This window comes from Acidaminobacterium chupaoyuni (assembly GCF_047936785.1).
In the GTDB taxonomy this organism is placed as follows: domain Bacteria; phylum Bacillota; class Clostridia; order Oscillospirales; family Butyricicoccaceae; genus Acidaminobacterium; species Acidaminobacterium chupaoyuni.
In genome coordinates, this window is the sequence record NZ_CP176394.1 from 461,381 (window position 1) to 487,836 (window position 26,456).

General features: G+C 53.6%; 19 protein-coding genes, 2 tRNA genes and 1 riboswitch. Of the genes, 13 read left to right on the plus strand and 8 right to left on the minus strand.

All coding sequences use genetic code 11. The features are described from left to right. The first annotated feature begins 12 nt into the window (after window positions 1–12). Together ACJA3I_RS02275 and ACJA3I_RS02280 are read left to right on the plus strand one after the other, a co-directional pair. Complete coding sequence (locus ACJA3I_RS02275) at window positions 13–1,635, plus strand: CvpA family protein (protein WP_458863149.1); 1,623 nt, start codon at window positions 13–15, stop codon at window positions 1,633–1,635. 193 nt (window positions 1,636–1,828) lie between these two features. Continuing rightward, window positions 1,829–2,377, plus strand: a complete 549-nt coding sequence (locus ACJA3I_RS02280) for a 50S ribosomal protein L25 (protein ID WP_458863150.1) — start codon at window positions 1,829–1,831, stop codon at window positions 2,375–2,377. Between the two features lie 180 nt (window positions 2,378–2,557). On the opposite strand, the gene ACJA3I_RS02285 is transcribed toward ACJA3I_RS02280, so the two are convergent. Beyond that, window positions 2,558–2,646, minus strand: a tRNA-Ser gene (locus ACJA3I_RS02285). Between the two features lie 278 nt (window positions 2,647–2,924). Between ACJA3I_RS02285 and ACJA3I_RS02290 the strand changes: the two genes are divergently transcribed. Next, entirely contained in the window at window positions 2,925–3,281 is a 357-nt protein-coding gene (locus tag ACJA3I_RS02290; RefSeq protein WP_458863151.1) for a hypothetical protein, read from the plus strand. 142 nt (window positions 3,282–3,423) lie between these two features. On the opposite strand, the gene ACJA3I_RS02295 is transcribed toward ACJA3I_RS02290, so the two are convergent. Continuing rightward, a complete protein-coding gene (locus ACJA3I_RS02295; protein WP_458863152.1) occupies window positions 3,424–4,170 on the minus strand; it encodes an SDR family NAD(P)-dependent oxidoreductase in 747 nt (248 codons plus the stop codon). Between the two features lie 317 nt (window positions 4,171–4,487). Here ACJA3I_RS02295 and srtB point away from each other — a divergent pair, with 317 nt between their 5' ends. The 8 genes from srtB to ACJA3I_RS02335 all read left to right on the plus strand — a co-directional run bounded on the left by srtB (window position 4,488) and on the right by ACJA3I_RS02335 (window position 10,598). Next, window positions 4,488–5,246: a class B sortase gene (srtB, locus tag ACJA3I_RS02300; RefSeq protein ID WP_458863153.1), complete on the plus strand. Its 759-nt coding sequence runs from the start codon at window positions 4,488–4,490 to the stop codon at window positions 5,244–5,246. Between the two features lie 45 nt (window positions 5,247–5,291). Continuing rightward, the gene (trhA, locus tag ACJA3I_RS02305) at window positions 5,292–5,969 is read left to right on the plus strand and encodes a PAQR family membrane homeostasis protein TrhA (RefSeq protein WP_458863154.1); all 678 of its coding nucleotides are present in this window, start codon (window positions 5,292–5,294) and stop codon (window positions 5,967–5,969) included. Window positions 5,970–6,050: 81 nt separating this feature from the next. Next, window positions 6,051–6,140: transfer RNA gene (locus ACJA3I_RS02310), tRNA-Ser, on the plus strand. 1,063 nt (window positions 6,141–7,203) lie between these two features. Further along, the gene (locus ACJA3I_RS02315) at window positions 7,204–7,518 is read left to right on the plus strand and encodes a hypothetical protein (protein WP_458863155.1); all 315 of its coding nucleotides are present in this window, start codon (window positions 7,204–7,206) and stop codon (window positions 7,516–7,518) included. Between the two features lie 36 nt (window positions 7,519–7,554). Continuing rightward, window positions 7,555–8,379, plus strand: a complete 825-nt coding sequence (locus ACJA3I_RS02320) for a hypothetical protein (RefSeq protein WP_458863156.1) — start codon at window positions 7,555–7,557, stop codon at window positions 8,377–8,379. A gap of 22 nt (window positions 8,380–8,401) precedes the next feature. Beyond that, entirely contained in the window at window positions 8,402–8,908 is a 507-nt protein-coding gene (locus tag ACJA3I_RS02325; protein WP_458863157.1) for a GNAT family N-acetyltransferase, read from the plus strand. Window positions 8,909–9,314: 406 nt separating this feature from the next. After that, a complete protein-coding gene (locus ACJA3I_RS02330; RefSeq protein WP_458863158.1) occupies window positions 9,315–10,448 on the plus strand; it encodes a sodium ion-translocating decarboxylase subunit beta in 1,134 nt (377 codons plus the stop codon). 18 nt (window positions 10,449–10,466) lie between these two features. After that, a complete protein-coding gene (locus ACJA3I_RS02335) occupies window positions 10,467–10,598 on the plus strand; it encodes an oxaloacetate decarboxylase (RefSeq protein WP_458863159.1) in 132 nt (43 codons plus the stop codon). 282 nt (window positions 10,599–10,880) lie between these two features. Here the strand turns inward: ACJA3I_RS02335 and lpdA are convergent, their stop codons facing one another. From lpdA to gcvT, 6 genes are all read right to left on the minus strand, one after another. Next, entirely contained in the window at window positions 10,881–12,296 is a 1,416-nt protein-coding gene (gene lpdA, locus ACJA3I_RS02340) for a dihydrolipoyl dehydrogenase (RefSeq protein WP_458863160.1), read from the minus strand. A 404-nt stretch (window positions 12,297–12,700) separates the two neighbouring features. Continuing rightward, window positions 12,701–13,711, minus strand: a complete 1,011-nt coding sequence (locus ACJA3I_RS02345) for a lipoate--protein ligase (RefSeq protein ID WP_458863161.1) — start codon at window positions 13,709–13,711, stop codon at window positions 12,701–12,703. After that, window positions 13,708–15,147, minus strand: coding sequence for an aminomethyl-transferring glycine dehydrogenase subunit GcvPB (gcvPB, locus tag ACJA3I_RS02350; RefSeq protein WP_458863162.1), 1,440 nt, complete (start codon window positions 15,145–15,147; stop codon window positions 13,708–13,710). The genes ACJA3I_RS02345 and gcvPB overlap by 4 nt, the downstream gene beginning before the upstream one ends. Continuing rightward, window positions 15,144–16,475: an aminomethyl-transferring glycine dehydrogenase subunit GcvPA gene (gene gcvPA / locus ACJA3I_RS02355; RefSeq protein WP_458863163.1), complete on the minus strand. Its 1,332-nt coding sequence runs from the start codon at window positions 16,473–16,475 to the stop codon at window positions 15,144–15,146. The genes gcvPB and gcvPA overlap by 4 nt, the downstream gene beginning before the upstream one ends. Window positions 16,476–16,477: 2 nt before the next feature. Next, window positions 16,478–16,855: a glycine cleavage system protein GcvH gene (gcvH, locus tag ACJA3I_RS02360; RefSeq protein WP_458863164.1), complete on the minus strand. Its 378-nt coding sequence runs from the start codon at window positions 16,853–16,855 to the stop codon at window positions 16,478–16,480. A gap of 51 nt (window positions 16,856–16,906) precedes the next feature. Then, complete coding sequence (gcvT, locus tag ACJA3I_RS02365) at window positions 16,907–17,992, minus strand: glycine cleavage system aminomethyltransferase GcvT (protein ID WP_458863165.1); 1,086 nt, start codon at window positions 17,990–17,992, stop codon at window positions 16,907–16,909. Window positions 17,993–18,570: 578 nt separating this feature from the next. Here gcvT and ACJA3I_RS02370 point away from each other — a divergent pair. Continuing rightward, window positions 18,571–20,448, plus strand: coding sequence for an LTA synthase family protein (locus ACJA3I_RS02370; protein ID WP_458863166.1), 1,878 nt, complete (start codon window positions 18,571–18,573; stop codon window positions 20,446–20,448). Window positions 20,449–20,629: 181 nt separating this feature from the next. Further along, window positions 20,630–20,713: riboswitch (cyclic di-GMP riboswitch) on the plus strand. Between the two features lie 24 nt (window positions 20,714–20,737). Next, window positions 20,738–26,278, plus strand: coding sequence for a Cna B-type domain-containing protein (locus ACJA3I_RS02375; protein ID WP_458863167.1), 5,541 nt, complete (start codon window positions 20,738–20,740; stop codon window positions 26,276–26,278). Window positions 26,279–26,456: the final 178 nt, after the last annotated feature.

A 26,456-nucleotide genomic window follows, 5' to 3' on the forward strand; every position in this document is an offset into this window, starting at 1 on the left:
AGGAAGTTATAAATGAAACAAGGAAAACGCCTGCGCCGTGAGCTGTTTGCGGCGCTCATCACCGTGGTTTTGGGCTATATCTGGTTTTATATCACGCTGCCCGCGCTGAACCTGCAATCGGTGGAATTTTACACCTTTGCCTGCGTTCTGCTGGCCATCTGGTTTTTCGTGCGCCTGCCGGCGGTGGCGAACCTCGCGGCCGAACAGGGGATGCAGGGAAGATCGAAAAAGATCTATACCTTTTTCCCGCTGGGCATCGCGGCGGTGCTGCTGGTGCTTTTGGCGGTGTTCAGCGTGGCTTCGCTGGAAATCTTCAACGCTTCCCGCTATAAGAACCTGCTGCCGGTGGAAACGGGCGATTTTGCTTCCGAGATCCAGCAGATCACCTATGACCAGATCCCCATGCTGGATAAAGACAGCGCCATCAAGCTGGGCAACCGAAAAATGGGCGAACTGGCCGATATGGTGTCGCAGTTTGAGGTTTCTGAAGATTATGTGCAGATCAATTATAAAAGCAAGCCTGTGCGCATCACCGAGCTGCAATATGCGGGCTTTTTCAAATGGCTCACCAACCGCAAAAGCGGCCTGCCGGGTTATGTGATGATCGATATGGTCAACCAGAACACCCAGCTGGTGCGTTTGAAAGAGGGGATGAAATATTCCACCTCTGAATATTTCGGGCGCAATATCAGCCGCTATGTGCGCTTTCGCTATCCCACGGCGCTGCTGGGCAAGCCGGGGCTTGAGATCGATGACGACGGCGTGCCCTATTGGATCACGCCGAAGCTCATCAAGCGCATCGGCATGCTGGGCGGCACAGATGTGCAGGGCGCGATCTTCGTGAACGCCATCACCGGCGAGCATCAATATTATCCGCTGGATCAGGTGCCCGAATGGGCCGATCACATCGTGCCCGCCGAACTCATCATCCATCAATATGATTATTTCGGCGCTTATCAGCGGGGTTTCTTCAATTCACTTTTCGGCCAGAAGGGCGTGACCCAGACCACCGAAGGTTATAACTATATCGCCCAGAACGACGATGTTTATGTTTATACGGGCATCACTTCGGTGAACAGCGATCAATCGAACATCGGCTTTATTCTGGTCAATCAGCGCACGAAAGACGCCAAGTTCTATTCCAGCAGCGGCGCTACGGAATATTCGGCCATGGATAGCGCCGAGGGCGCGGTGGCCGATCTGCGGTATACGGCGACTTTCCCCATCCTGCTCAATATCAGCGGCCAGCCCACCTATTTCATGGCGCTGAAGGATTCGGCCCAGCTGGTGAAAATGTATGCCATGGTCAATGTGAGCAAATATCAGAAGGTGGCGACGGGCCAGACCGTGGCGGAATGCGAAAAGAAATATAACAAGCTGATGCAGACCGATTCCGATTATTCGCCCGCCGAAGGCGACACCGTCAGCGGCAATATCGAAGATATCCGAACCGCTGTGCAGGAAGGCTATACCTGGTATTATATCAAGCTGATCGGCAACGAAAACTATTTCATGCAATCGGTTCAGCAAGACCCCGCGCTGGTCACCCTCAACAAGGGCGACAGCGTGAAGGTGAAATTCAGCGGCATACCGGTGGATAACACCGTCAGCGCCACATCCATCACCCGCGGATAACGCAAAAGGGGTTTGCCTTTTTGCCGAAGTTTTGATATACTGAAAAAAACGAATCAAGAAAAGAACCGTCTTTTAAAGAAGGGCTTTGAGTATCGCGCAGATTTGCGCGGATATGAGAGGCCCTTCTTTTTTTTACAATGCCGTCTATCACGGGCCATGCCCGATAGAAAATAAATTTTTGGAGGAACAGAAAATGAAAAAGAGCATCCATGCAGAAATGCGAAGTCCCCGGGCGAAGGCCGCCCAGCTGAGAAGAGGGGGCATCACGCCTTGTTCGCTGATCGGCGCTTCGCTTGCGGAATCCCGCAGCATCCAGATGGAGACCATGGAAGCCAAAAAGCTGCTGCGCGAACAAAAGGTGGGCAGCCGGCTGGATTTGCAGCTGGAGGGAAAAACTTATGCCGTTATGCTGAAAGAAGCGGCGGTGAACAATTTGAAGGATGAAATCGAACATCTGGATTTTCAGGTGTTGCAGGAAGACAGAAAGGTGAAAGGCGTTGCGCATATCGTTTTGACAAACCGCGATAAAAACGCCGGGTTCATCCGCCAATCGGTGGATGTGATCCCCTATTGCGCCTATCCCAAGGATATTGTGGATACTGTTGAAGTGGATCTTTCAAAAGTGGCGGTGGGCAGCTCACTGGCCGTGAAAGATCTGGAGATCGCCCAAAAAGATGACATTGAATTGCTGATTCAAGCCGATACCACGGTTTTAAATAGTATAGATATGAAACGCGGCTAAAAATGTTCAAAAATATGGCGCAAAGCAGGGAAGAGCACCCCTTGCTTTGCGCCGGAAAGCTCTGTTCCTGATGGGAAGAGGGCTTTTTTCTTTGCCCGCCGGAAAAAAGGCGACAAAACGCTTTCAACGGCATATGAAAAAAGACATATCCGCCCCCAAAGGGAAGGATATGCCTTTTTTTGGCGGAGAGAGTGGGATTCGAACCCACGGCTCTTTGCAGAGTCACTGGTTTTCAAGACCAGCTCCTTAAACCGCTCGGACATCTCTCCATATTTTTTTGTAAGGCCGCGCGTCTTCATGCAGCAGGTTCATGCCGTGAAATCTGTATCATAACCGCTTGCGGTGGTATAAAGTGGCCATCGCCGCAGGCGGGCTGTGAAATTTGTATCATAACCGCTTGCGGTTTATTATACCATAATTTTTCGGCGAGTGTCAACGCGAAAAAAGGCGCACAGAAGCGGGGCAGGGCGCATAGAATAAACCGGAAGCACCTCTGAGGGTTGCGGAAGTGCTTCATCATTCTAAAGAAAAGGGGATCATTTCTATCATGATGACTCAAAACAAAATGGAAGCTGCGCGCTCCACAGCGCCCACTTGTTCCACCACCGGTTATCAGACGGCTTCTGTATGTGTTCCCGTAACCGTGATTCCTTTCGCCAATGTGGGCGAAGCGATCACCAAATGCTGCGGCACTCCTGTTGTTACCATGGGCAAAAATTCCTGCGAAGGCCCCAGAAACCGCACCTGCGTTTTCACGATCACGCAGGAGATCTGCGTAGAAGTGCCGGTTGAAATCGGTGCTGTGGCCGATACAGGCGAAGTGAATGTTGCCTGCATCGCCGTGTCTTCAGAAGATATCTGCAACGGCTGTGAATCGCCTGAGCTTCCGGTTGAGCGCATCTGATCTTTCGTTGCCCCATCCTAAGCGCTGAAACGCGAAAAACGAATAGAAAACGGCCCGATTGGGGGCCGCATCAAAAGGGCGCTGCCGCAAATTTCGCGGCGGCGCCTTTTTAACAGGATGCAGCCGGAATTGAAACCGGCGCTTAAACCATGGTGGCGCCATCCACAGAAAGAACGGTGCCCGTGATATAAGAGGCCATGTCGCTGGCCAAAAACAAGAAGGCGTTGGCCACTTCTTCGGGTTCGCCCACGCGGCCAAGGGGAATTGTGGCGGCCAGCCGCGCCACGATCTCTTCGGGCAAAGCGGCCACCATATCGGTTCTGGTCACGCCGGGCGCCACCGCGTTCACGCGGATCTGATCGGGGCCAAGCTCGCGGGCCAGTGATTTGGTCATGCCGTTCACCGCAAATTTCGAAGCGGGATAACCCACGCCCGCCCGCTGGCCATAAAGGCTGACCATCGAGCTGGTGTTCAAAATCACGCCGCCGCCCTGGGGCTTCATGATCTCGGCCGCCGCCTGCGAACAGAGGAACACCGCGTTCACATTCAGCTGCATGATCTTTTCGAAATCTTCGGGCTTATAATCATAAAGGCTTTCGCGGGCCGAGATGCCGGCGTTGTTGACCAGAATATCCAGGCGGCCAAACTGCGCGCAAACCTGCGCCAGAGCTTCTTTCACCTGCGCCGCGTCGGTGAGCGAGGGGGAAAGGCCCATCAGCCGCTGGGCAGGGAAGCGCTCTTTCAGTTCGGCCAGCGCTTTTTCAACGGTTTCGGGGCGCGAGCCAAATACCGCCACCTTCGCGCCGTTTTCTAAAAATTTCACCGCGGTGGCAAAGCCGATCCCGCGAGTTCCGCCGGTGATGACGGCCACTTTGTTTTCCAGCATCATAAAAAATCCTCCTATTCAAATTTCAACAAAATAACAGAACAGATCCATGCTTGATTCATATAAATTCACTATATAAGAAACGGCGGATGAAAGCAAGCCTAAAATGAGAAAGTTTTCACAATGTTCCAAAATCAGGGCATCCAAACAAATGGCGAAAAGCCGCGCCCCGCAACTTTAAATTTTGTGTGAAATGTTCAGAAAAAACCGGACAAAACAGTGGAATATTTTTGGGGAACATGATATACTATCTACAAAGAATTAAAGAAAGCAGATTATCTAATTTATAGAACCAGATATAGAACAAAAGGGAGGGCATCATGAAGCACCGAATTCGAAGGATCGCCTTTTGGCTTTGCCTGATCGTTGCCGTTGCGGCGGGCGGGTTTGTGATAAAAGATCAATATGAAGTGAGAAAAGAGCAGCAGCGGGCCCAAGAGCTCAGCCGCGCCGCCCAAGCCAAAAAAGAGGAAGAGCCTTCCGCGCCCAAGGAAGAAACGCCGGCCGTTTATCGATCGCCCATCAATTTTGATGAGCTTCGCCGCATCAACAGCGAAACCGTGGGCTGGCTGGTGATTCCAAACACCAACATCGACGCGCCGATGGTTCAAACGGGCGATAACGAAACTTATCTCACCAAGGCCTTCAGCGGCGAATACAGCAAAAACGGCGCGATTTATTTAGATTATGAAAGCACCGGTGATTTTACAGGAAAAAACATCATCATCTATGGGCATAATCGAAAAAACGGGCTGATGTTTCAGGAGCTGACGAAATTCAAAGATCAGGAATTCTTTGAGGCCAACCGCAGTTTTGTGATCTATACCCCCACAGAAGAGATCCATCTGCGCACCATCGCCTGTTATGAAGGGCCCGCGGATGCACAGAAACGACGCACGAAATTTGAAACGGAAGAAGCGTTTCAGCAATATTTAGATGAAATGACCGCGCCCTGCGCTTTCCGCCAGCTGCCCGCGCAGACAAAGCAGGTTTTTACCCTCATCACCTGCGATTACGGCGGCAATGATTACCGCACTTATCTGTGGGCCGTTCGCGATGACGAGGCGCAGCAGCCATAGCCGAAAGGGAAGCGCGCGAAAATCAAAAAAATCGGAGGCAATCTCATGAACAGCAATCCGCAAGAGAAAAAAGAAAACGATTATCTGCCCCATTATACCGTGGGCGAAGAGATCTTCAATTCGGTATCCCATGGGCTGGGCGTGGCGCTGGCCTGCGTGGGCTTTGGCGTTCTGATCGTGTTTTCGGTGTTATATGGCAACGGCTGGGCCGTGGCCAGCTCCATCGTTTACTGCCTGGGGCTTTTAGAGCTTTATCTGGCTTCTACCTTATATCACGCCGCCACCAACCGCACCGTGAAAGGCGTGCTTCAGATTTTGGATCATTGCTCGATCTTCGTGCTTATCGCCGCCACCTATACGCCCTTCACGCTGATCACCCTGCATGGTGAAAAAGGCTGGCTGATGTTCGGCGTGGTGTGGGCCATGGCCATTGTCGGCATCATCCTTAACGCCATCGATGTGAAGAAATACAGCAAGCTTTCCATGGTCTGCTATATCTTGATGGGCTGGGCCATTCTGACCGATTTAAACGGCCTGATGACGGGGTTATCTAAGCCGGGCGTTATCCTTTTGGTATTGGGCGGCGTATCTTATACATTTGGTATTTTATTTTACGCCCTGCGCAAGCGCTATATGCATTCGATCTGGCATTTGTTCGTGCTGGGCGGCAGCGTGCTCCATTTCCTCTGCATCGCGCTGTATGTGATTCCCACCACCTTTTAAGGGAATTTCTGTGAAAGAAAAGAGATTGACAAGGCGCCGAAGCTATGGTAAACTAATTAAGCTATCATAGCGAGGTCACCTGGAGAAGTACTCAAGTGGTGAAGAGGCTCCCCTGCTAAGGGAGTAGGGCGGTAACACGTCGCGAGGGTTCAAATCCCTCCTTCTCCGCCAGCGTATCCACAACGGCATGATTTGGATTGATAAATTTTATCAGTCGAAATCATGCCGTTGTGTTTTATTTTCTGCGAATTTTCCGCTTTGTATTTTTATCTTGGGCAAAATAACGCCGAAACAGCCGCGATTTTGAGCGCGATAGGCTTTTTGCGTTTTTTCAAAAGATGACGCGTTTTGGCAAGATCCTCAAAAAGGCAAAATAAAGCGTTCAAAGAGAACAAAGCGATGATGGTGATTCAGTTTATGGAGGAAAACAAAAACACGACAGAGCAAAAATTTCGGATAAAAAAATAACAGAAGCGCCATTACAAGCGATGAGCATTTCTGCCGCAAAGCCTATAGGAGACGCTTCTGTTGATAACAGTATATCCATAAATGAAGAGAAAAGTCAAGACCGGAAACGGGAAAAATAACAGAAGCGAAGTTACAGAAAAAGGACATTTCTGTCGCTAATTCCGTAGGCAACGCTTCTGTTAAAAACAGTATATCCATAAAGAAAGAGAAAAGTCAAGATCGGAAACGGGAAAAACTTCCATGCAAATTGCGCGGAAGCAGCAGAAGCAAAGAGAAACGCAGAAAAATATTCCATGAGCGCGGAATTCGACCGGGAATATGCTTGCTGCTTAGATCATTAGCGTTGAGGAAGATTTTTTTATTTCATAGATGCTCAAATACTAATGTTGCTTGTATTCTGTCACCACCCCCGAGCCCTTTGCTTCCCCCGTTTGATGTAGCGATAGTGTGCAGACGATATCCTTTTGCTGCCTGCTTGTTAATGACATTTTCTAACTCTGTCTTATAATTTATTTGCTCAAAATGTCTCCCAGACAATAAGCGCCTGCCCATTGCTGATTTGACCGATCGGCAGAGGGCTTTTTGTTGTCACTTTGCAATTTTCTTCAAATTTATTATATTGGTAACTTCGCCGATATGATTTAGATTTCTTCTATTCGCCAACGCAGATATCACAAGGGTCATCTTTCCCGTTTTCAATGCATTCATCTAAGGACGCAGAAAAGATTTCAGAAGACCGTGAAAGCGAAGGGCAATTCGGCGTGGAATGATAACTGTTTCAAAAAACATGGCAAACCATGTTTTATTCGTTTTCAAGCATGAACTGACCCACAGCATTGAAGGCACGCAGGAATATGCAAAGCTGCAAAATCAGATCTTGAAAAGCCCGGAACTTTTGAACTTCGCACGGGAGCAGGGCGCGACCATTGGCGAACTTGCCAGAGCAAAGCTGCTGAGTTACGCCGAAAAAGGCGTGGAGCTGACAGCCCCGGAAGCCATGCACGAAGTTGTGGCGGATTATATCGGCAGCAACCTTTTCACCGATGAAAAAAGCATTATGACGCTAGCGAGGGAAAACTGAAGCCTTGCAACCCGCATCTGGGATTTTTTGAAGGGGATGAAAACAAAGGTTTTCGGCACGCCGGAAAAACGCTGGGTGATGAAGGCCGAAGAACTTTACCGCAAGGCGCTGAAAGCCGCGCCGGAGATTGAAAGCAATGCGGCAACAGGATATAATGAAAAATATCAATTATTGCAAACTGATGAACGCAAGAAAAAGGATTCGCGCAATCACAAGTATTGGCACCCGGATTTAAAACAAGGCGAATGGGATTTATTGAACCGTGAAATGCATCGGCAACTGTCAGCTTCCAATAATATACTTGACAAAAACACCAAATGGCTATATTCCAGTGAAAAGGGAATGCGGGTTTTTGCCATTTATGGGGTTGGAGACGGAACGGATCCAACGCCGCTTTATGCGGTTGGCGGTGCAAATGCAGAAAGAAAATTCAAAAAACTTACACGCGGAATGGAGGCGTACAACAGTGGATCAGACGGAAGTGGAGCTGACGGAAGCAGAGAAACTTTTGATCAGATATTTGAAACTTTATCCAATCGGGAAGGGAGAAGCGATGGTGGTATTACTCCTAATGAACGAAGAAGATCAGGCAATGGAAATGTTGGAATATCTTTCGAAGCACGAGAAATTGACAAGCCAGCAGATTTTGGATCAAGCAAGGATGATCGCGGCGAAATAGGCGAAAAGGGCGGAGAAGCCCTTGATTCTAAGACGGATTTGCAAGAAAAATATTCCATGAGCATCGAATTGAGCCGGGAATATCGGGCTTTTCGGGGGATTTTGCGTTTTTTCTTAAAGGCGGCGCATTTTGGTTGCTTTTGGCGGCGCGGCATGGTAAGATACTCGAAACAGGAAAAATAAGGATTCAAAAAGGGGAAAAGTCATGCTGGAGCTGGTGAAGTTAAACCTTGAAAACTACCCGCTGGCGGTGGAAATGATGGAAGAATGGTGCGCCGCGGGTGAGCGCATTGTGCCGTCTGCCATCGCGAAAGAAGATTACCGGCAATTTGACCGTTATGTGAACAGCCTTGAATTGAAAGAGCCCACGCCCGGGCTGGTGGCGGATTCCACCTATTTTTGTCTGGATACCGCGCGGAACCGGTTCGTCGGCGCGGTGAATATCCGCCATGAGCTGAATGAAGCGCTGCTGCTCAACGGGGGGCATATCGGCGATGGCGTTCGACCCTCTGAAAGAAAAAAGGGCATCGGCACACAAATGGTGGCGCTGGCGCTGGAAGAATGCCGCCGGCTGCATCTGGACCAAGTGCTGATGGTATGCAGCCGCGAAAACATTGCTTCGGCCAAAACCATTTTGAAAAACGGCGGCGTTTTGGAAAACGAAGTGGAAGTGAACGGCGTTATGGAGCAGCGCTACTGGATCACCCTTTGAACCGCCTGCTGCCGCGGGCAAAGCGCAGGCAGCCGATAGAACACCGGGCGCCGGAGAAGGCTTCTTTTCCGGCGGCCGGCGTTTTTTATGCCCGCGGGCGGCTGACGGCCGGGCGGCGCAAAAAAAGAATCCGCCGCCTTTGTAAAATCGAGCATTTTTACTTGCGGAAAACGGCGGTTTATGATATGATTCAGCATGTTAATGGGCTGCTTTTTCGAGGAAAGGGCCCGCGATCCTGCAACAGGATAAAGGGGAGTAAGTGGCGCGGGATCTCTGCGCTGCGCGGTGTCGTCATCACGGCGTTATGCCCGGGGCCGCGCGTTTTAACTGAGACCTTTATCGTGGTTTTCGGCCACGGTAAGGGGCTTTTTTGTGTAAGCCGTAATTTAATGTGAGGTGGGGTAGTATGAATTTCTTTAGCACTTTTGGGCACTTGTTTTCCAATCTGGGGAACATGGAATGGAAAATGATCGTGATGTGGGCCATCGGCGCGCTTCTGATCTATCTGGCCATCGGCAAAAAAATGGAACCGGGCCTGCTTTTGCCGATGGGCTTCGGCGCGATTCTGGTGAATCTGCCGCTTTCGGGCGCCATTACGCAGGGCGCGGTGGAAGGGCCCATCACAACGCTGTTTCAGGCGGGCATGTCCAATGAACTTTTCCCGCTGCTGCTGTTCATCGGCATCGGCGCGATGATCGATTTCGGGCCGCTGCTGCAAAAGCCGTGGCTGATGCTGTTTGGCGCGGCGGCGCAGTTCGGCATCTTTTTCACTTTCTTTGTGGCGGGGTTTTTCTTTGCCCCCAACGACGCGGCTTCCATCGCCATCATCGGCGCGGCCGACGGCCCCACGGCCATCTTCGTGGCCAATGTGCTGAAATCGGGCTATCTGGGCGCCATTATGGTGGCTGCCTACAGCTATATGGCGCTGGTGCCCATCGTTCAGCCGCCGGTCATCCGCATGGTGACCACCAAAAAAGAACGCGCCATCCGTATGCCTTATCACAGCAAGGATGTCACCAAAACCACGCGCATCCTGTTCCCGATTCTGGTGACCGTGGTGGCGGGCATCGTGGCCCCCGCCAGCGTGGCGCTTGTGGGCTTTTTGATGTTCGGCAACCTGCTGCGCGAATGCGGCGTTCTGAATTCGCTTTCTGAAACGGCGCAGAATGTGCTGGCGAACCTCATCACCATCGTTCTGGGGCTCACCGTGGCCAGCCAGATGACGGCCGATCGCTTCGTGCGGTGGGATACGCTGCTGATTCTGGGCATGGGCCTCATCGCCTTCGTGTTTGATACCGTGGGCGGCGTGCTGTTTGCCAAACTCATCAACCTGTTTTTGCCCGCGGGCAAAAAGCTCAACCCCATGATCGGCGCGGCGGGCATTTCCGCCTTCCCCATGAGCGGCCGCGTGGTCAACCAGATGGGTCTTAAAGAAGATAAGCAGAACTTTTTGCTGATGTATTCGATCAGTGTCAATGTTTCGGGCCAGATCGCTTCGGTGATCGCGGGCGGCCTGCTGCTGACGCTGATGGGCGTTTAAGGGGAGGTGACGATCGATATGCTGCATGCAGATTCTTGGATGATCACTCTGCCGGCCATGGTGACCGGAATGATCGGTATTTTTCTGGTGATCGCGGTTATTATGGGTTCGGTCTATCTTCTCAATTATCTCACGGGAAGAAAACAATAACCCGCGCTTACCGGCGCATTTTCTGAAAAAATGATTGAAGGGCGTCGCCGTTTCTAAAACGGCGGCGCCCTTTTTCGTGTCGGGTTCGCTTTTTCCGGCCCCATCAATTTTCGGGTTCTTTCTGTCACGGCGCCCGAAAAGGTATGAGGGGAACCGGCGGGGCAGCATGCAGCGGCTGCCGGCAGAAACGCGCCGCAGGCGGCGTGATGCTGCCGGATTTCAGAGGGGCGTTCCGGCCCCATCGGATAAGGCGGCGGTGCATGGGGGCAGCACGGTTCGCCCCTACCGGCGCTTTTTCGCGATATGGATGGCAAGGCCTTCTAAATCTTCCACCGCTTCGGTGACGGCTTCGCCGAAGGTGGGGTGGGGGCGGATGACCGCGGCCAGCTGGGCGGGGCTTAAGCGGTTGACGATGGCGGTGGAAAGCTCGTTGACCAGATCGGTGGCGCGGGCGCACATCAGCTGAGCGCCCAGCAGGCGGTTTTCTTCTTCATCATAGATCACCTTGATGAAGCCGCGGTCTTGCAGCGAGAGCATGGATTTTCCGTTGCCCATCATCGAAAACTTGCCCACTTTGACGGGGCGGCCCTGTTCTTTGGCCTGTTCTTCCGTCAGGCCCACCGAAGCGATCTCGGGGCTGGTGTAGATGCAGTCGGGGATCACATCCAGGCGGATGGAAGGTTCTTTGCCCAGCATGGCTTCCACGGCGCAGATGCCCTGAGCAGAGGCCACATGGGCCAGCTGAACCCCCGGGATCACATCGCCGATGGCATAGATATTGGGGTGATTGGTGCGGAAAGAGCCATCCACCAAAATCGCGCCTTTTTCATCGCGATCAACAGAAAACCCTTCGCCGAACAGCCCCGCCGTGTTGGGGCTTCTGCCCGCCGCCAGCAAAACGCAGTCGCCGCTGACTTTTTCGAAGGTTTCGCCTTCCAGATACCAGCAATCGAGCCCGCCGTTTTCGCCGGGGGTGATCTTTTTCAGGCGGGCTTTGGTATAAAACTGCACGCCGCGCTTTTTGAGGATCATGGTCAGGTTCTGGGCCACCTCTTTATCTACCTTGGGCAGAATGCGGTCGCGCGAAGCCATCACGGTGACCTGTTTGCCCAAAGCGTTATAAAGCGAGGCGAATTCCATGCCGATGACGCCCGCGCCCGCCACGATCAGATGCTCGGGCATCCGGGTGAGATCCAGCAGTTCATCGCTGGTGATGACGCCCGGCAGATCCATGCCCTCCACAGGCGGGTTTGAAGGCACGCTGCCCGTGGCGATGAGCACATGCTCGGCCGTCAGGCGAAGGGCTTCGCCTTCGGCGGGGGTGAAAAGAACGGTGTGTTCATCGAGAATGGTGCCTGTGCCAGCCAGCTGGGCCACGCCGTCGCTTTTGAAAAGCTGTTCCACACCGCCGCGCAGCTTTGCCACCACCTCGTTTTTGCGATCCTGCATTTTGGCGGCGTCATAAGAAAGCTCTGCGGCGTGGAGCCCCAGCGTTTCGAAATTGGCCGAGGCTTCGTGATAAAGCTCGGCCGCATGCAGCAGAGATTTGGTGGGGATGCAGCCGCGGTTGAGGCAGGTGCCGCCCACTTCGCGGTTTTCGATCACGGCGGTTTTCAGCCCCAGCTGGGCCGCGCGGATGGCCGCCACATAGCCGCCGGGGCCCGCGCCGATGACGATCAGTTGATAAGTGGTTTCCATAGATCAAAAATCCTCCTGTTTGCTGCCCGCAAGGGGCGGTGTGGTGAAAAACAGCGTTACTGATGCGGGGAAGCGCGCCGCAAGGGCGCGCAGATCGAACCAAAACAGACCCGCGGCGGCGCAGGGAAGAGGGGAAAACGCGCCGCGCCATCGGGCCGCATACGAAGCTCACAGAGGGGCGGGGCGGCAGAAGAAGGCGCCGAGTGAAAGCGCCCGCTTTGAGAGAAACCGCGGCAGCCCATGTGAGGGGAAAAAGATAACAGGGCACGGTTCGGCGGGAGCAAACCCGCGCGAATAGCCCGAGAGAAAGCAAAAATCACAGGGCGGTTTGAAAAAGCCCCGCCCACAACGCAAAACAGCGAGGGAAGCGCCCCTCGCTGCCGGGCGCCAAAGGCGCACGCAAATCAAAAGTTTTGCTGCGATAACAGTTCATCCAGATCGCGCAAAACGGTTTCATCGGCTTCATAGCCCAGTTCCGGGCAGAGGGCCAGCCCCTTGAGGCTTTGGCGCAGCAGGGCGCTCTGATAGGGCAGGCCGCGCCATTTTTCGGGCAGCTTTTTGAAGAAATCGCTATCCATCGCGTCGGAATAAACCTCGGCATGGGTGATGATGCCGCTGTTGACGGAAAGGCAGATCTGCACCCCGCCCCACGGGAATCGCGCGGTGAAAGTGTGGTCGAAGGGCAGCTTTTTGCCAAATTTCCAATCCCAAGAGGAATATTTATCTGTTAAATTCCTTAATGTATTTTCTTCAAAGGTTTCAAAGGCCAATTTTTCGGGCGCCGCGCCATATTCTTCGCCCAGGGCATCCGCCAGACGCAGGCGCATTTCTTCGGCGGTGATGGCGGGGCAGAATTCGGTGAGATTGGCCACGCGGGCGGCCACCGAAGCCACGCCCTTCGAGCGCAGCTTTTCCTGAGAAACATTCAGATAACGCGAAAGGTTCGCCATATCCACCGAAAGCAGCAAAGTGCCGTGATGATAGGCGGTGTCGCCGCGGCGGAAAAACGCGTTGCCCGAAAATTTGCGCCCTTCGATCAGAATATCGTTGCGGCCGGTGCGCTCCACTTCCAAACCATAAGAAGCCACGGCGCGGGCGATCACGCGGCATTGCCGCGTCACATCATATTCTTCGCGGGGCACAAGAAAGGTGAAATTCAAATTGCCCAGATCATGGAACACGGCGCCGCCGCCGGAAAGGCGGCGGGCAAGATGCCCGCCTTCCTCTTCCAGCTGCTTGACGCGGCATTCCTGCCAGGCATTCTGGTTTTGGCCGATCACCACGGTCTGGCGGTTCTGCCAGAGATAAAGGGTGATGACGCCGGGCCGAACCTGATCGAGCAGATATTCTTCCAGCGCCAGATTTTCATAAGGGTTGGTGGAACGGGCCACCACAAGCTGTGTTTTTTCGATCATTTTGCAAAAGAATAGCAGATCACGGGTTCGCGGGCGGCTTTGACTTCATCAGGGCGGTGGATCACCGTTTTTTCGGGCAGCCCGTGCATTTCTTCGGGGTGTTCCTGCGCGCGGCGATAGATCGCTTTCATGATTTCGGCCACCTCGTCTAAAGTGGTCTTGCTTTCGGTCTCGGTGGGTTCTACCATCAGGTCTTCGGGCACGATCAGCGGGAAATACATGGTGGGCGGATGCAGCCCCGCATCCAGCATGGCTTTGGCGATATCCGTTGCCGTTACGCCTTTTTCCTTATGGATGCGATCCATGGTGAGGATAAACTCATGCATACAGTGGCCCTTGAAGGGCACATCATAGGTGTCTTCCAGCAGGTGCTTGAGATAGTTGGCGTTTAAAACGGCGTTCTGCGCCGCTTCGGGAATGCCGTCGCAGCCCAGGGTTTTCAGATAGGTCAGCGCCCGCACGACCACCAAAAAGTTGCCGTAGAAGGCTTTTACGCGGCCGATGGAATCGGGCAGATCGGCATCCAGCGCAAAGGCTTCGCCGTTTTTCACGGCGTGGGGCTTGGGCAGATAGGGGGCGAGGAAGGCTTTGCATCCCACCGCGCCGCTGCCGGGGCCGCCGCCGCCATGGGGCGTCGAGAAGGTTTTATGAAGGTTGAGATGCACCGCATCGAAGCCCATGTCGCCGGGGCGAACCATGCCCATCACCGCGTTGAGGTTGGCGCCGTCATAATAGCAAAGGCCGCCCGCCTGATGGATGATCTCGGTGATCTCGAGGATGTTTTTATCAAAAATGCCCAGGGTGTTGGGGTTTGTGAGCATCAGGCCCGCCGTATCTTCGCCCACCGCCGCGCGCAGCTTTTCCAGATCGATGCCGCCTTCTTCATTGGAAGGCACATTGACGCATTGGAAGCCGGCCATCACCGCCGTGGCGGGGTTTGTGCCATGGGCGGAATCGGGAACGATGATCTTGGTGCGGGCGGTGTCGCCCCGCTTCCGGTGATATTGCTTGATGAGCAGAACGCCCGTCAGCTCGCCGTGAGCGCCCGCCGCCGGCTGGAAAGTCATCTGATCCATGCCGGTGATCTCGCAAAGCGCCTGTTCGGCGGAATGGAGCACTTCGAGGCAGCCCTGAACGGTATGCTCGGGCTGCAGGGGGTGGATCTGGGAAAAGCCCGGCAGCGCCGCCGTTTCTTCGTTGATGCGGGGGTTATATTTCATTGTGCAGGAACCCAGCGGATAAAAACCGTTGTTGACGCCATAGGTGCGCCCGGCAAGCTTGGTATAATGGCGGCTGATATCGGTTTCGCTCAGTTCGGCAAGGCGCGGCGCTTCGGCGCGGCGCAAAGAAGCGGGCAGCGCTTCGCAGGGCACATCACAGGGGGGCAGAACGGTGCATCTGCGGCCCGGAACGCTGTTTTCAAAAATCAAATTCATTCTGCTGCCGCCTCCTTCACAAGATTTACCAGAGTGTCGATCTCTTCGCGAGTGTTGCTTTCGGTGGCGCACCATAAAATGGCGTGTCTGCCGTTTTCCAGCGTCAGCGGAAGCCCGCCCAGAATGCCGTGGCGTTCCAGCCCGGCCATCAGCTTATCGGGGCAGCAGGGGCATTCGGTGAGGAATTCATGGAAGAATTCGCCGCCGTAAACGGGGCCGAAGCCCGCCTGTTTCAGCTGCGCGGCCAGATAATGGGCTTTGGCATAGCACTGCTCGGCCACTTCTTCCAGCCCGCGGGGGCCCATGGCCGCCAGATAAACAGAGGCCGTCAGCGCGCAGAGCGCCTGGTTCGAGCAGATGTTGCTGGAAGCCTTTTCACGGCGGATATGCTGCTCGCGGGCCTGCAGGGTCAAAACAAAGCAGCGGTTGTTTTCGCTGTCGGTGGTTTCGCCCACGATGCGGCCCGGCATTTTGCGCATCATCTTGTCTGTGCAGGTCATGATGCCCAGATAGGGGCCGCCAAAGCTGAGGTTCATGCCCAGAGGCTGGCCTTCGGCTGTGGCGATATCGGCGCCGCATTCGCCGGGGGTCTTCAAAACGCCCAGCGCGATGGGGTTGCAGCCCATGATGAATTTTGCGCCGTGCTCATGCACCAGCGCGCCCAGCGCTTCGCAATCTTCCAGCAGGCCGTAATAGTTGGGCTGCTGCACATAGAACGAGGCGGCGGTGTCATCCAGTAGATCTTTCAGCGCCTCAAAATCGGTTTTGCCCTCTTTGGCGGGCACGACTGTAAGCTCGCTGTTTGCGGCGGCGCAATAGGTCTGCACCACCTCCAGAACATCGGGCTGCACCGTGGCAGAGATCAGGGTCTTCTGGCGTTTACGCTCGCGGCACATGGCCACGGCTTCGCCCGCGGCGGTGGCGCCGTCATAAACCGAGGCGTTGGCCACAGGCATGCCCATCAGCTGGCACATGTTGGTTTGAAATTCAAAGATCGATTGCAGCACGCCCTGGCTGATCTCGGCCTGATAGGGGGTATAGGCGGTCACAAATTCTTCTTTGGCGGGGATATAGCGCACGATGGAGGGGATATAGTGGCGATAAGCGCCCGCGCCGCGGAAAATGGTGGGGAACACGGTGTTTTTGGCCGCGAGTTTTTCCATGGCGGTGCGCACTTCCATTTCGGAACGGCCGCGGGGCAGCTGAAGCGGGGTTTTGAGCATCACGCTGGGCGGAAGCGCATCATAAAGCTCTTCTGCCGAGCGAAGCCCCAGCGCCGCCAGCATTTCCTGCCGCTCCTCCTTTGTGGAAGGAACATAAGATCCCATGGTTAAGCCTCCTGCGCCAGAAGAGCTTCATATTCTTCGGCGTTCATCAGCTGACGCTTGGCGGAAACATTGCCGATTTCGGCCAGCCACACGCCATAGGGATCGCTGTTGATGGAACCGGGCTCATCCAAAGCGGCTTCGTTGACGGCGGTGACTTCGCCGGTGGCGGGGCTGATGATATCGGAAACGGCTTTCACAGATTCCACATCGCCGAATTCGCCTTCGGCTTCTACGCTGTCGCCCACTTCGGGCAGGTTGATGAACACCAGATCGCCCAGCTGTTCGGCGGCGTGTTCGGTGAGGCCGATCTTCATGGTATCGTCTTTGATCTCTACCCATTCATGGGAAGCGGTATACATCAGATTCTTGGGAATGTTCATTTGAAAGCTCTCCTTTATTATTTAATGAGTAAAAAATGAAAAATCAAACGATCAGGCGCGGTTATAAATGGGGATGGCCACCACTTCGGCGGCCACGCGGCGGCCGCGCACATCCACTTCCACCTGTGTGCCCACTTCGTTATAGGGCAGGTCGAGGATGGCGGTGGCATAAGCGCCGCCCAGATAAGGGCAGTGGGTTCCCGAGCAGGTCATGCCCACCCTTTTGCCATCGGCAAACACTTCCTGATGCTCGCGGGCGATGCCGCGGCCGGTGATCTTCAAAGTGCACATTTTGCGGGTGACGGGGCCGCGCTCTTCCAGCGCTTTTTTGCCGATGAAATCGGGCTTTTTCATTTTCACGCAGAAACCGAGGCCGGCTTCGCGGGGGGTGATGGTGTCATCCATCTCGTGGCCGTAAAGGGGCATGCCCGCTTCGAAGCGAAGCGTGTCGCGGCAGCCCAGGCCGCAGGGCAGAATGCCTTCTTCTTTGCCGTTTTCCAGAAGGGCGTTCCAGATGGGGGCGGCGTCCTGAGGGGCGCAATAAATTTCATAACCGAATTCGCCGGTGTAGCCTGTGCGCGAAACAAGGCAGTCGCGGCCCAGCACAGAGCAGTGGGGAACAAAGGTATAATATTTTTCGGGCAGCGTTTTTTCATCGCAGATCTTGCGCATCACTTCCAGCGCTTTGGGGCCCTGCAAAGCGATCTGGGCCACATCATCCGAAATATCGGTGAAGACCACATCGCCGAACAGATGGGCGCGCATCCATTCCACATCTTTGGCGTGGTTGGCCGCGTTGACCACCAGCAAAAAGTGTTCGTTATCGACCTTGTAGATCAAAAGATCATCCACGGTGGTGCCGTTTTCATAGCACATGGCCGAATATTTCACCTGGCCGTCTTCCATGTTGTCGCATTGATTGGTCACAAGCATCTGCACATTGGCCAGGGCGTCTTTGCCGCAAAGCGTGATCTCTGCCATGTGCGAAACATCAAACATTCCCACCTTTTGACGCACGGTCATATGCTCGGTAATGACGCCTGCGTCATATTGCACGGGCAGAAGATATCCTGCGAAGGGAACCATTTTGCCGTGAGAGGCGAGATGGCATTCGTAGAGCGGGGTTTTGAGCTCCATTTTGATCTCCTCCTTAAAAATGAATGTATCGACGGTCTGATAAGGTCGAGAAACGCAAGACCGATCCTGCGATCGTCTGGTTTCATTATATCAACGCACACAATAATAATCAATCAAAGAAAGGGGGGCATGTTGAACCATTTTTCCAGTCAAATGCTGGCAACATCACGAAGAACGCCATAAAATTACGCAAGCTTTTGCAATAGTTCGGAAAACATTTCGTGATTATATCCAAAAGACGATAGATTATTTTGAACTGAAAATGGGAACAGCGTTCCGAACTTCCATTTTTTCAGCATGTTAAATAATTGACATGATTGCATATATTGTTGCATTCGCACAAAAACGGAAAAATGATTCGTGTATTCGCCCAAAAACGCCAGAAAGCGCCGTTTTGAAGAAAAAGAACGGATGAAAGATAAAAAGCAAAAGAATAAAAACAAGGGAAAAGTTAGATAAAACGGCGAATTTACAATTCATTTATTGATTTTCTTCTCAAAATTCTTTATGATATCTCATAAGGAGCCACGGAGAAACCGTGGTTGCTTTTTGTAAAAAAACAGGAGACACGCAAAAATATGAGCCATAAAAAACCGATATTTGCCGCGCTTGACCCAAATTCGGCCGAACAGCCGCGGAAAGGGGTCTTGTGGGCCTATTCTTTTGTTGCGCTGACGGCGCTTTCCGTGGCCATGGGGGTGGCTTCGCTTTTGTTCGCCACGGGCGGCTTCGGCAAAGCGATGTTCGAAAGCTATTGGCAAAACCCGCTGCTGCTGGCGCTGAACCTGCTGCCGCCCGTTTTGCTCAGCTGGATCTTCACCTTTCTGCTGGGCCGGTGCTGGGCGGGGTTTTTCACCTCTTCTTCGCTGGTGGCCGCGGCCACGCTGGCCAATTATTTCAAGCTGGCGCTGCGGGATGACCCGCTTCTGGCCGAAGACCTGGGGCTGATTTCAGAAGCCGCGGGCATGGCGGGCAATTATTCCATCCAGCTGACCGCCGCCATGTGGAAGCTGGTGCTCTGCATCCTGTTCGGAACGGCGCTTTTATATTGCTGCTGCCCGGGGGTGCTGCGGGTGAAATGGAAACGCATCACGGCTTCGGCCGTTTCGGGGGCGGTGTTTGCCGCGCTGATCTTCGGGGTTTATTGCAGCGGCGAAGTTTATGCCAAAACCGCCAACGAAGCGTCGATCAATGTGTGGTCGGATACCCAGCAATATGTTTCCCGCGGGTTTCTTTATCCGTTTCTCCACAGCCTTTCTTCCACCGCCGACCCCGCGCCGGAGGGTTACAGCGTGAAAGAAGCCCAGCGGCTTCTGGCCCAATATCAGCAGGCCGATATCCCGCAGGATCAGCGGGTGAGCGTTATTTCGGTGATGCTGGAAGCTTTCAGCGATTTTTCACAATATGACGCCATTCAGTTTAAGCGCGATGTGTATCAAACATGGCATCAGCTTCAAAGCGAGGGCTATTCGGGGCAGCTGGTGACCAACATTTTCGCCGGCGGAACCGTGGATACCGAGCGGTCGTATCTGACGGGCTTCCCCTCGCTGGGCAGCTTTCGAACGGCTTCATGGGCCTATCCGCGCTATTTTGCTGACCAGGGCTATACGGTGGAAGGCGCGCACCCTTCTTATGAATGGTTTTATAACCGCGTGAACATCAACCGCAATCTGGGCTTTGAAAACTATTATTTCATGGAAAACTATTTTGGAACCCTCACCGATGAAGAAGTGGCCACGGATGATATCTTTTTCCCCCAGCTGCGCAAGCTTTATGAAGAAAACGCCCAAACGGGCAAGCCTTATTTCAATTTCAGCGTCACCTATCAAAACCACGGCCCCTATGATGATTCCGTCAACGCCTATGGCCGGCAATATGCCACGGCGCCGGGGCTGAGCCAGACGGGCAAAAACATCCTCAACAATTATCTGGGCGGGGTGGAAGATACGCTGGAGCATCTGGGCGATTTTGTGGATTCCTTCCGCGAAAGCGATCAGCCGGTGATTCTGGTGTTTTTCGGCGATCACAAACCCTGGCTGGGCGACGACAGCTATGTTTACAGCCAGCTGGGTATCGATCTGCTGGGCGACACCGAAAAAGATTTTTATGATTATTACACCACACCCTTCGTCATCTGGGCCAACGACGCCGCCAAAAAGACCCTGGGCAAAGATTTTTCGGGCGAAAGCGAACCCATCAGCCCCTGCTTTTTGATGAACAAGGTGTTTGAACAGGCCGGCTGGCAGGGCCCCGCATATCTGCAAAGCACGGGCAGCCTGATGCAGACCCTGCCCGTTGTGCAAAGCACGGGCCGCCGCGTGGAAAACGGCGCGCTGGTCACGGCCGTTTCACCCGAAGCGGAAGAAAAGATGCGCGAAAACCGCATCCTGCGTTATTACCTGAGAAAAGACGCCCTCAAGCAAAAACAGCTCAAGACGGAAGACCAAATGGAATAAAATATCTTTCAAAAGCCTGCCGAGGAAGATCGCGGCAGGCTTGCTTTTTGTTTATATCTGATAAGCACTGGGAAAAACAGGAAAATATAAGAAATAAATTTGTGAAAATGTGACCAAAATGTAACCGGCGGCGGTTATACTAGACCCATAAGATGCAAAAGCATCCAGTTTAACCATGGATTTGTGTCAAAGGCAAACCGCGCGAAAGCGCGGGGCGCAAAGCTTTGGAGGCTAACGCGAAGGCTATGCCCGTCCGGCTGTCACATTCTAAAAGGAAGGGAGAATTTTTATGCTGGCAAAAATGAAAAAGCCTCTGGCGGCTCTTTTGACCATTGTCATGTTCGTGGGATTATTGCCTACGGGCGTTTTGGCCGCCACCACCAGCGAAACCCAGATCGAAGGCACAAGCACGCCGCGCTATTACACCTATGATGCGGCGAACGGCACCTTCGGCAACCCGTCTTCCAACCCTGTTACGGCATATGACAGCGGCGAGAAGGTAAAGGTTTCGAAGACTATCTCGGGCACAGGCAGCGAGAATGAGTTCGACATCACCTTGAAGGTGGAAACCAAACAGGCTATCACCAAAAGCGAAAAATCCCCTGATGCGGCAGCGGTTTTGGTGATCGACACCTCGGGCTCGATGAAAGGCAATCGTTTGGCAGCCGCCAAGAAAGCCGCCATCGAATTCGCCCACAGCTTCGCCAAAAGCGCCAACGGCGCAAAACGCCAGCTGGCCGTGGTGACTTTCGCAGCCGGCGCATATTACCAATATGCCTGGCAGGATATCGCGACCCTCACCTGGGCAGATACCGCCGCAACAAGCAATAACGCGCTGACCAGAACGATCAACGGCATTTCTGCCGTGGGCGGCACCAATATGGAAGCTGCTTTGCTGGTCACCAAAAATGTGCTGAGCAAAACAGCCGTTTCTAAAATCGATCACCGTTATGTGGTGTTCCTGACAGACGGCGCACCCACCTATCGCATGGATGATGGCTTTGCTTCAAAATTCACCGGCACAACGATCGATGTGATCGACAACGGTTACAATATTGTAGGCGGCGCCAATCAAAATGATGTCAGCGGCGATGGCAGCAGCGCCACCAAGGCAAATGCCGACGCGGCCGCGGCCGTAGCGGCCCAGATCCGCAACATGGCGGCAAGCACCACCGCAAAGCAGAAAGTGGAACTGCTTTCTGTGGCGTTCGGCGCAAAGGATACCCCGATCTGGGGATATAACGCATATTATGATGAATGGGTCCAGTGGAAGACCGTTTCTCAGTGGCTCACCGATATTTCCACCAAAGCGCCTTACAGCGCCGATGATGCAGATGAACTGCTGGGTGCCTTTGAAAGCATCGTCCAGCAGATCGAAATGATGACCAACGCCTGGCAGGTCGCCGACCCCATGGGCGAAAAGATCGAATTCGTCAGCGGCACAGGCGTTGTGAACGATGGCGATAACCAAGAGAAGATTTTTGATACCGCCAATAAAAAATTGGTTTGGGATCTGACAAAGGCCACCCCCAAAAATTCCGGCGATGTGCATACCTATGAAATGACTTATCGTGTGCGCCTTAATAATCTGGGCGCCGCAAAAGATGTTTATTATCTGACAAACGGCGAAACAACCCTGACTTATAACTACACGAAAACCGAAACCGTGAATGGCAATCAGGTCACCTATGTGACCGACGATCAGGGCCACCGCGTGTTTGATGCAACCACCGGCAAAGTGATCAAAGGCATGGAAAAATGGGCCGAAAACCAAGTGGCCGAATTCAAAGTGCCCAAGGTAAAGAGCCTGTTCGTTGATCTGGCCTTCACAAAAGTGGGCCATGAAACAGTGAACGCAAAGCATCCCGCCCTGGCCGGCGTAACATTTAAAGTGCAGCACAGCAGCGATTGCGCCTGCGGCCAGACCGGCACTTACACCAACACAGCCATTTCCAATAAAGATGGCGCGGTCAGCTTTGCAAACCTGCCTTCCGGCCACACTTATGTGCTGACGGAAACAAACGCCCCCGCAAATTATGATGCCATGGCGGCTTATACCGTGGCGGCTTCGTTCGGCAATGCGGCGCTGAAAAACGCCCAGAACCAGGCTGTTACAAACGGCATCATCGAAAACACGCTCAACCCCAAGAACACAGTTTACACTGTGAACAAGAATTGGAACGATAATAAAAACGCTTATGGCACACGCCAGAATGTCACCTTTACGCTGATGCGTGTCGTGGGCGCAAAAGACGATGCACAAAACAAAGAAACCAACGATGTGGAAGCCCAGAGCCTGACTCTGACCGCTGCCAACAAAACTTCCGCAACGCAGTGGAGCGGCAGCTTTGAAGCGGTTCCCACCGTGGATATCGAAACAGGCGCTCAGCTGAGCTATTATGTGAAAGAAGTGGCCATTGACGGTTATACCACACAGGTGGGCAGCCTCAGCGGCAAAACCTTCACTGTGACCAACACGCTGACAGCCGATCGCACCATCACCATCCGCAAGGATTGGGTGGCGGATGCGAAGCTGATGGATCAGATCAGCAGCGTAACGGTTCTGCTCAAGCAGAACAACACCCTTTATAACGGCGAAGGCGTGAAAAACGGCGTTGTGACCCTGACAAAGGCAAATAACTGGCAGGCAACGATCGAAAATGTTCCCGTTTATAACAGCACCAACCAGGCAAGATATGATTACACGGTGGAAGAACAGGGCGTGACCAGCGGCAGCGTGACCTTGGGCGGCAAAGCCTTTACGGTTTCCGCCACCAGCGGCACAGGCTCGGTTTCCGATCCGTTCGTCATCAAAAACACCATCGCGGCAGGTTCTGTGACCATCAACGGCACAAAAGAATGGAAAGATGATTCCAACGCTTATAACACCCGCCCCGATTCCATCACCGTTTCTCTGCTGGCAGATGGCCGGGAAACAGGCCACAGCGTCACTTTGGCGAAAGATGCGGCATCCAACGCGCAGAGCTATGCGTTCCCCTCGGATGACACCTACACTTTGCCCGAATATGATGTGACAAACGGCCACAAGATCGTTTACACCGTGGCGGAAGAGGGCGTAGCTGCTCCTTATCAGACCGCTATCGACGGTTACACCATCACCAACAAACTGGTGGGCACCGTTTCTGTTGCGGGCGAGAAGACCTGGCAGGTAGACGATGAAACAACGCAGATCCCCGCCGAAGTTACCGTTGAGCTGCTGCAAAACGGCAGCAGTATCGCTGAAAAAACCATCGGCAAAGACGGCGACTGGTCCTATAGCTTCACCGGCTTGAACGAATATGATGCCAACGGCGTGAAGTATTCTTATTCCGTGCAGGAAAAAGGCGAGAAGAACGGCAGCGTCACCATCGGCAATATCACTTATGCCGTATCGCATGATGGCAGCGATATCAAGAACACCGTCACCGATACCACCACCATTCAGGGCACAAAGATCTGGGTGGATGGCAACAACGCGCTGAATACCCGCCCCGAGGCTTCCGCTGTGAAGATCGGCCTTTATAACGGCAGCACACTGGTCACTTCCACCAATTTAACGGTGGATGACGCAGGCGCTTATCATTATCAGTTTAACGATGTGCCGGTTTACGATGGCGCAGGCAAAAAGATCGATTACACTGTTCGCGAAATGAGCGGCGACAATGCCATCAGCAATCACGGCGAGATCGCCTTTGCAAACGGCAATTATGTGGTCACTTATGGCGAAAACACCATCACCAACACCATCAAGCAGGAAACCATCACCGTTTATGGCAAAAAGGTTTGGGTGGATGGCAATAATGCCCAGAATACCCGCCCCGATTCCATCACGATCAATCTTTCCGGCGGCGCAAGCAAGCAGATCGCCAAAGCGGCGGCCGCAGAGCAGGAATTCAGCTTCACCGGCCTCAATAAATTTGATGCAGCCGGCGCGGTCATCAATTACACTGTTTCTGAAAACACCGTAACGGGTTATAACACCGCAGCCATCACCGGCAGCGGCACAGAGAGCGATCCCTTCGTCATCACCAACACTTATGCCATCCCCACCACCAAGCTGGCCGTTTCGAAAACATGGATCGACGGCAACCGCGACCACAGCGGCGACAATGTGGTGCTTCAGCTGGTGCGCAACGGCAATGAAGAAGTGAGCGGCAAAACCTTAACGCTGAACGCCGCAAACAGCTGGGGCAAAGACGCAGCGGCGCCGGTGGAATTCACCGACCTGCCCCTTTACAGCGCAGATTATCAGACAGCGTATTCTTACAGCGTGAAAGAAACAAACAAACCCGCAGGGTATGATGCATCCGTTAATAACGGCAATGTCACCAACACCCTGATCGACAGCAAAGATGTTTCTATCAATGTGCAGAAGGTCTGGATCGGGCCCGAAAACGCCCGCCCCGAAAGCGTGATCTTCAACCTTTACCGCGCATCCAACGGCGGCGAAGCCCAATTCGTTCAGGAAATCACCGTGACCCCCGATAAAGACGGCGTCTGGAGCGGCAAGGCCGACGGACTTTCCAGAATCGACAGCAACGGCTATGAATATCAATATTCCGTGACGGAAAAAGGCGCCGAAACCGGCAAAGACGGCAAGACCACAGCCACTTATAACGGCGTGACTTATGATGTTGCGGTGAGCAATTTCACCATCACCAACAAAGTGCAGCAGAGCAATGATGTGAAGGTGGAAGGCGAAAAGATCTGGGCGAACTATACCGGCAACCTGCCCACAGGCGTTGTGATCGACCTGTATGCCGACGGCCATCTGGTTGGCGGCGAACAAAGCCGCACACTGCCCGCTCAGGCGGCAGCCGAAGCGACCCCCGATTGGCATTATACCTTTGAAAACCTGCCGAAATATGACCTCAGCGCAAGCGGCGACGGCCACGAGATCGTTTACAGCGTGAAAGAACGCGGCGTCAGCGAAGCGGGAACCATTCTCTTCGGCAATGATCATTTCAATGTCGCCGGCGGAACAAAAGCCGACGGTTACAAGATCACCAACACCTATACCAGCACCGATGTTTATCAATATCGCGTGGAAGCCCATTACACCATCATTCTTGATGGCAAGGCCCAGCCCACAGAAGATGTGAATATCGGCAGCTTCACCACCGAGAAGGGCACAACCATCACCAAAACCGGCAGTGAATATGTGCTTCACAACAGCAAGACCTATACCTTTGATGAAAGCAACAAAAACAATGTTCTTTCTGTAAAGGTAGATGACCCCAACACCACCCCGACCCTGGTTTTGAACTATGTGCTGGTGGCCACCACGCCGGAACCCCCGACACCTCCGACACCGGATGCCGACAGCTATTCCTTGATCATCCATTATAAAGAAAAGGATACCGGCATCACCCTGGCAGGCGATGTGACACGCTTTGTCACCGAAGGCGGCAGCTATGATGTGACCGCGCTGACACAGAACGAGATCACCGGCTATACCCTTGACAGCGTGACAGGCGGCAAAACGGCGGATAGCAATGTTTACCGCAATGTGGAGATCACCGTTTGGTATGTGGCCGAAGAAGTGATCGACCCCACAAAGCCCCCGCTGACCCCCGACCCCGGCAAGCCTGAAACACCGGTGACCCCCACCAATCCGGGCGAAGAAGTCATCGAACCCACCAATCCTCCGCTGACCCCCAACCCCGGCGAGCTGATCCCCGATGAGAATGTGCCGCTGAGCGGCCTGCCTCATACCGGCGGCGCTGAAAGCATCCGCGGGCTGCTGGCGGTTCTGATGTCCACCGGCACACTGGGCCTCGCAGCAGGCCTGCGCCGCAAGAAGGATAACGACAGCGAAGAAGACAAATAAAAACCGATAAGCCGCCGCTCTCGCGGGGCTGAAACACAAAAGCGCGTGCAGGGCATTTGCCCCGCACGCGCTTTTTGCCGTGAAACCGAAAGAACCATATCCCGCGCCGCCGCGAGGGCGGGATTCATCTTCCGCCCGCGAGGGTCTAAGCCGAGATCCTGTTTTTCCGCGGCCCGAT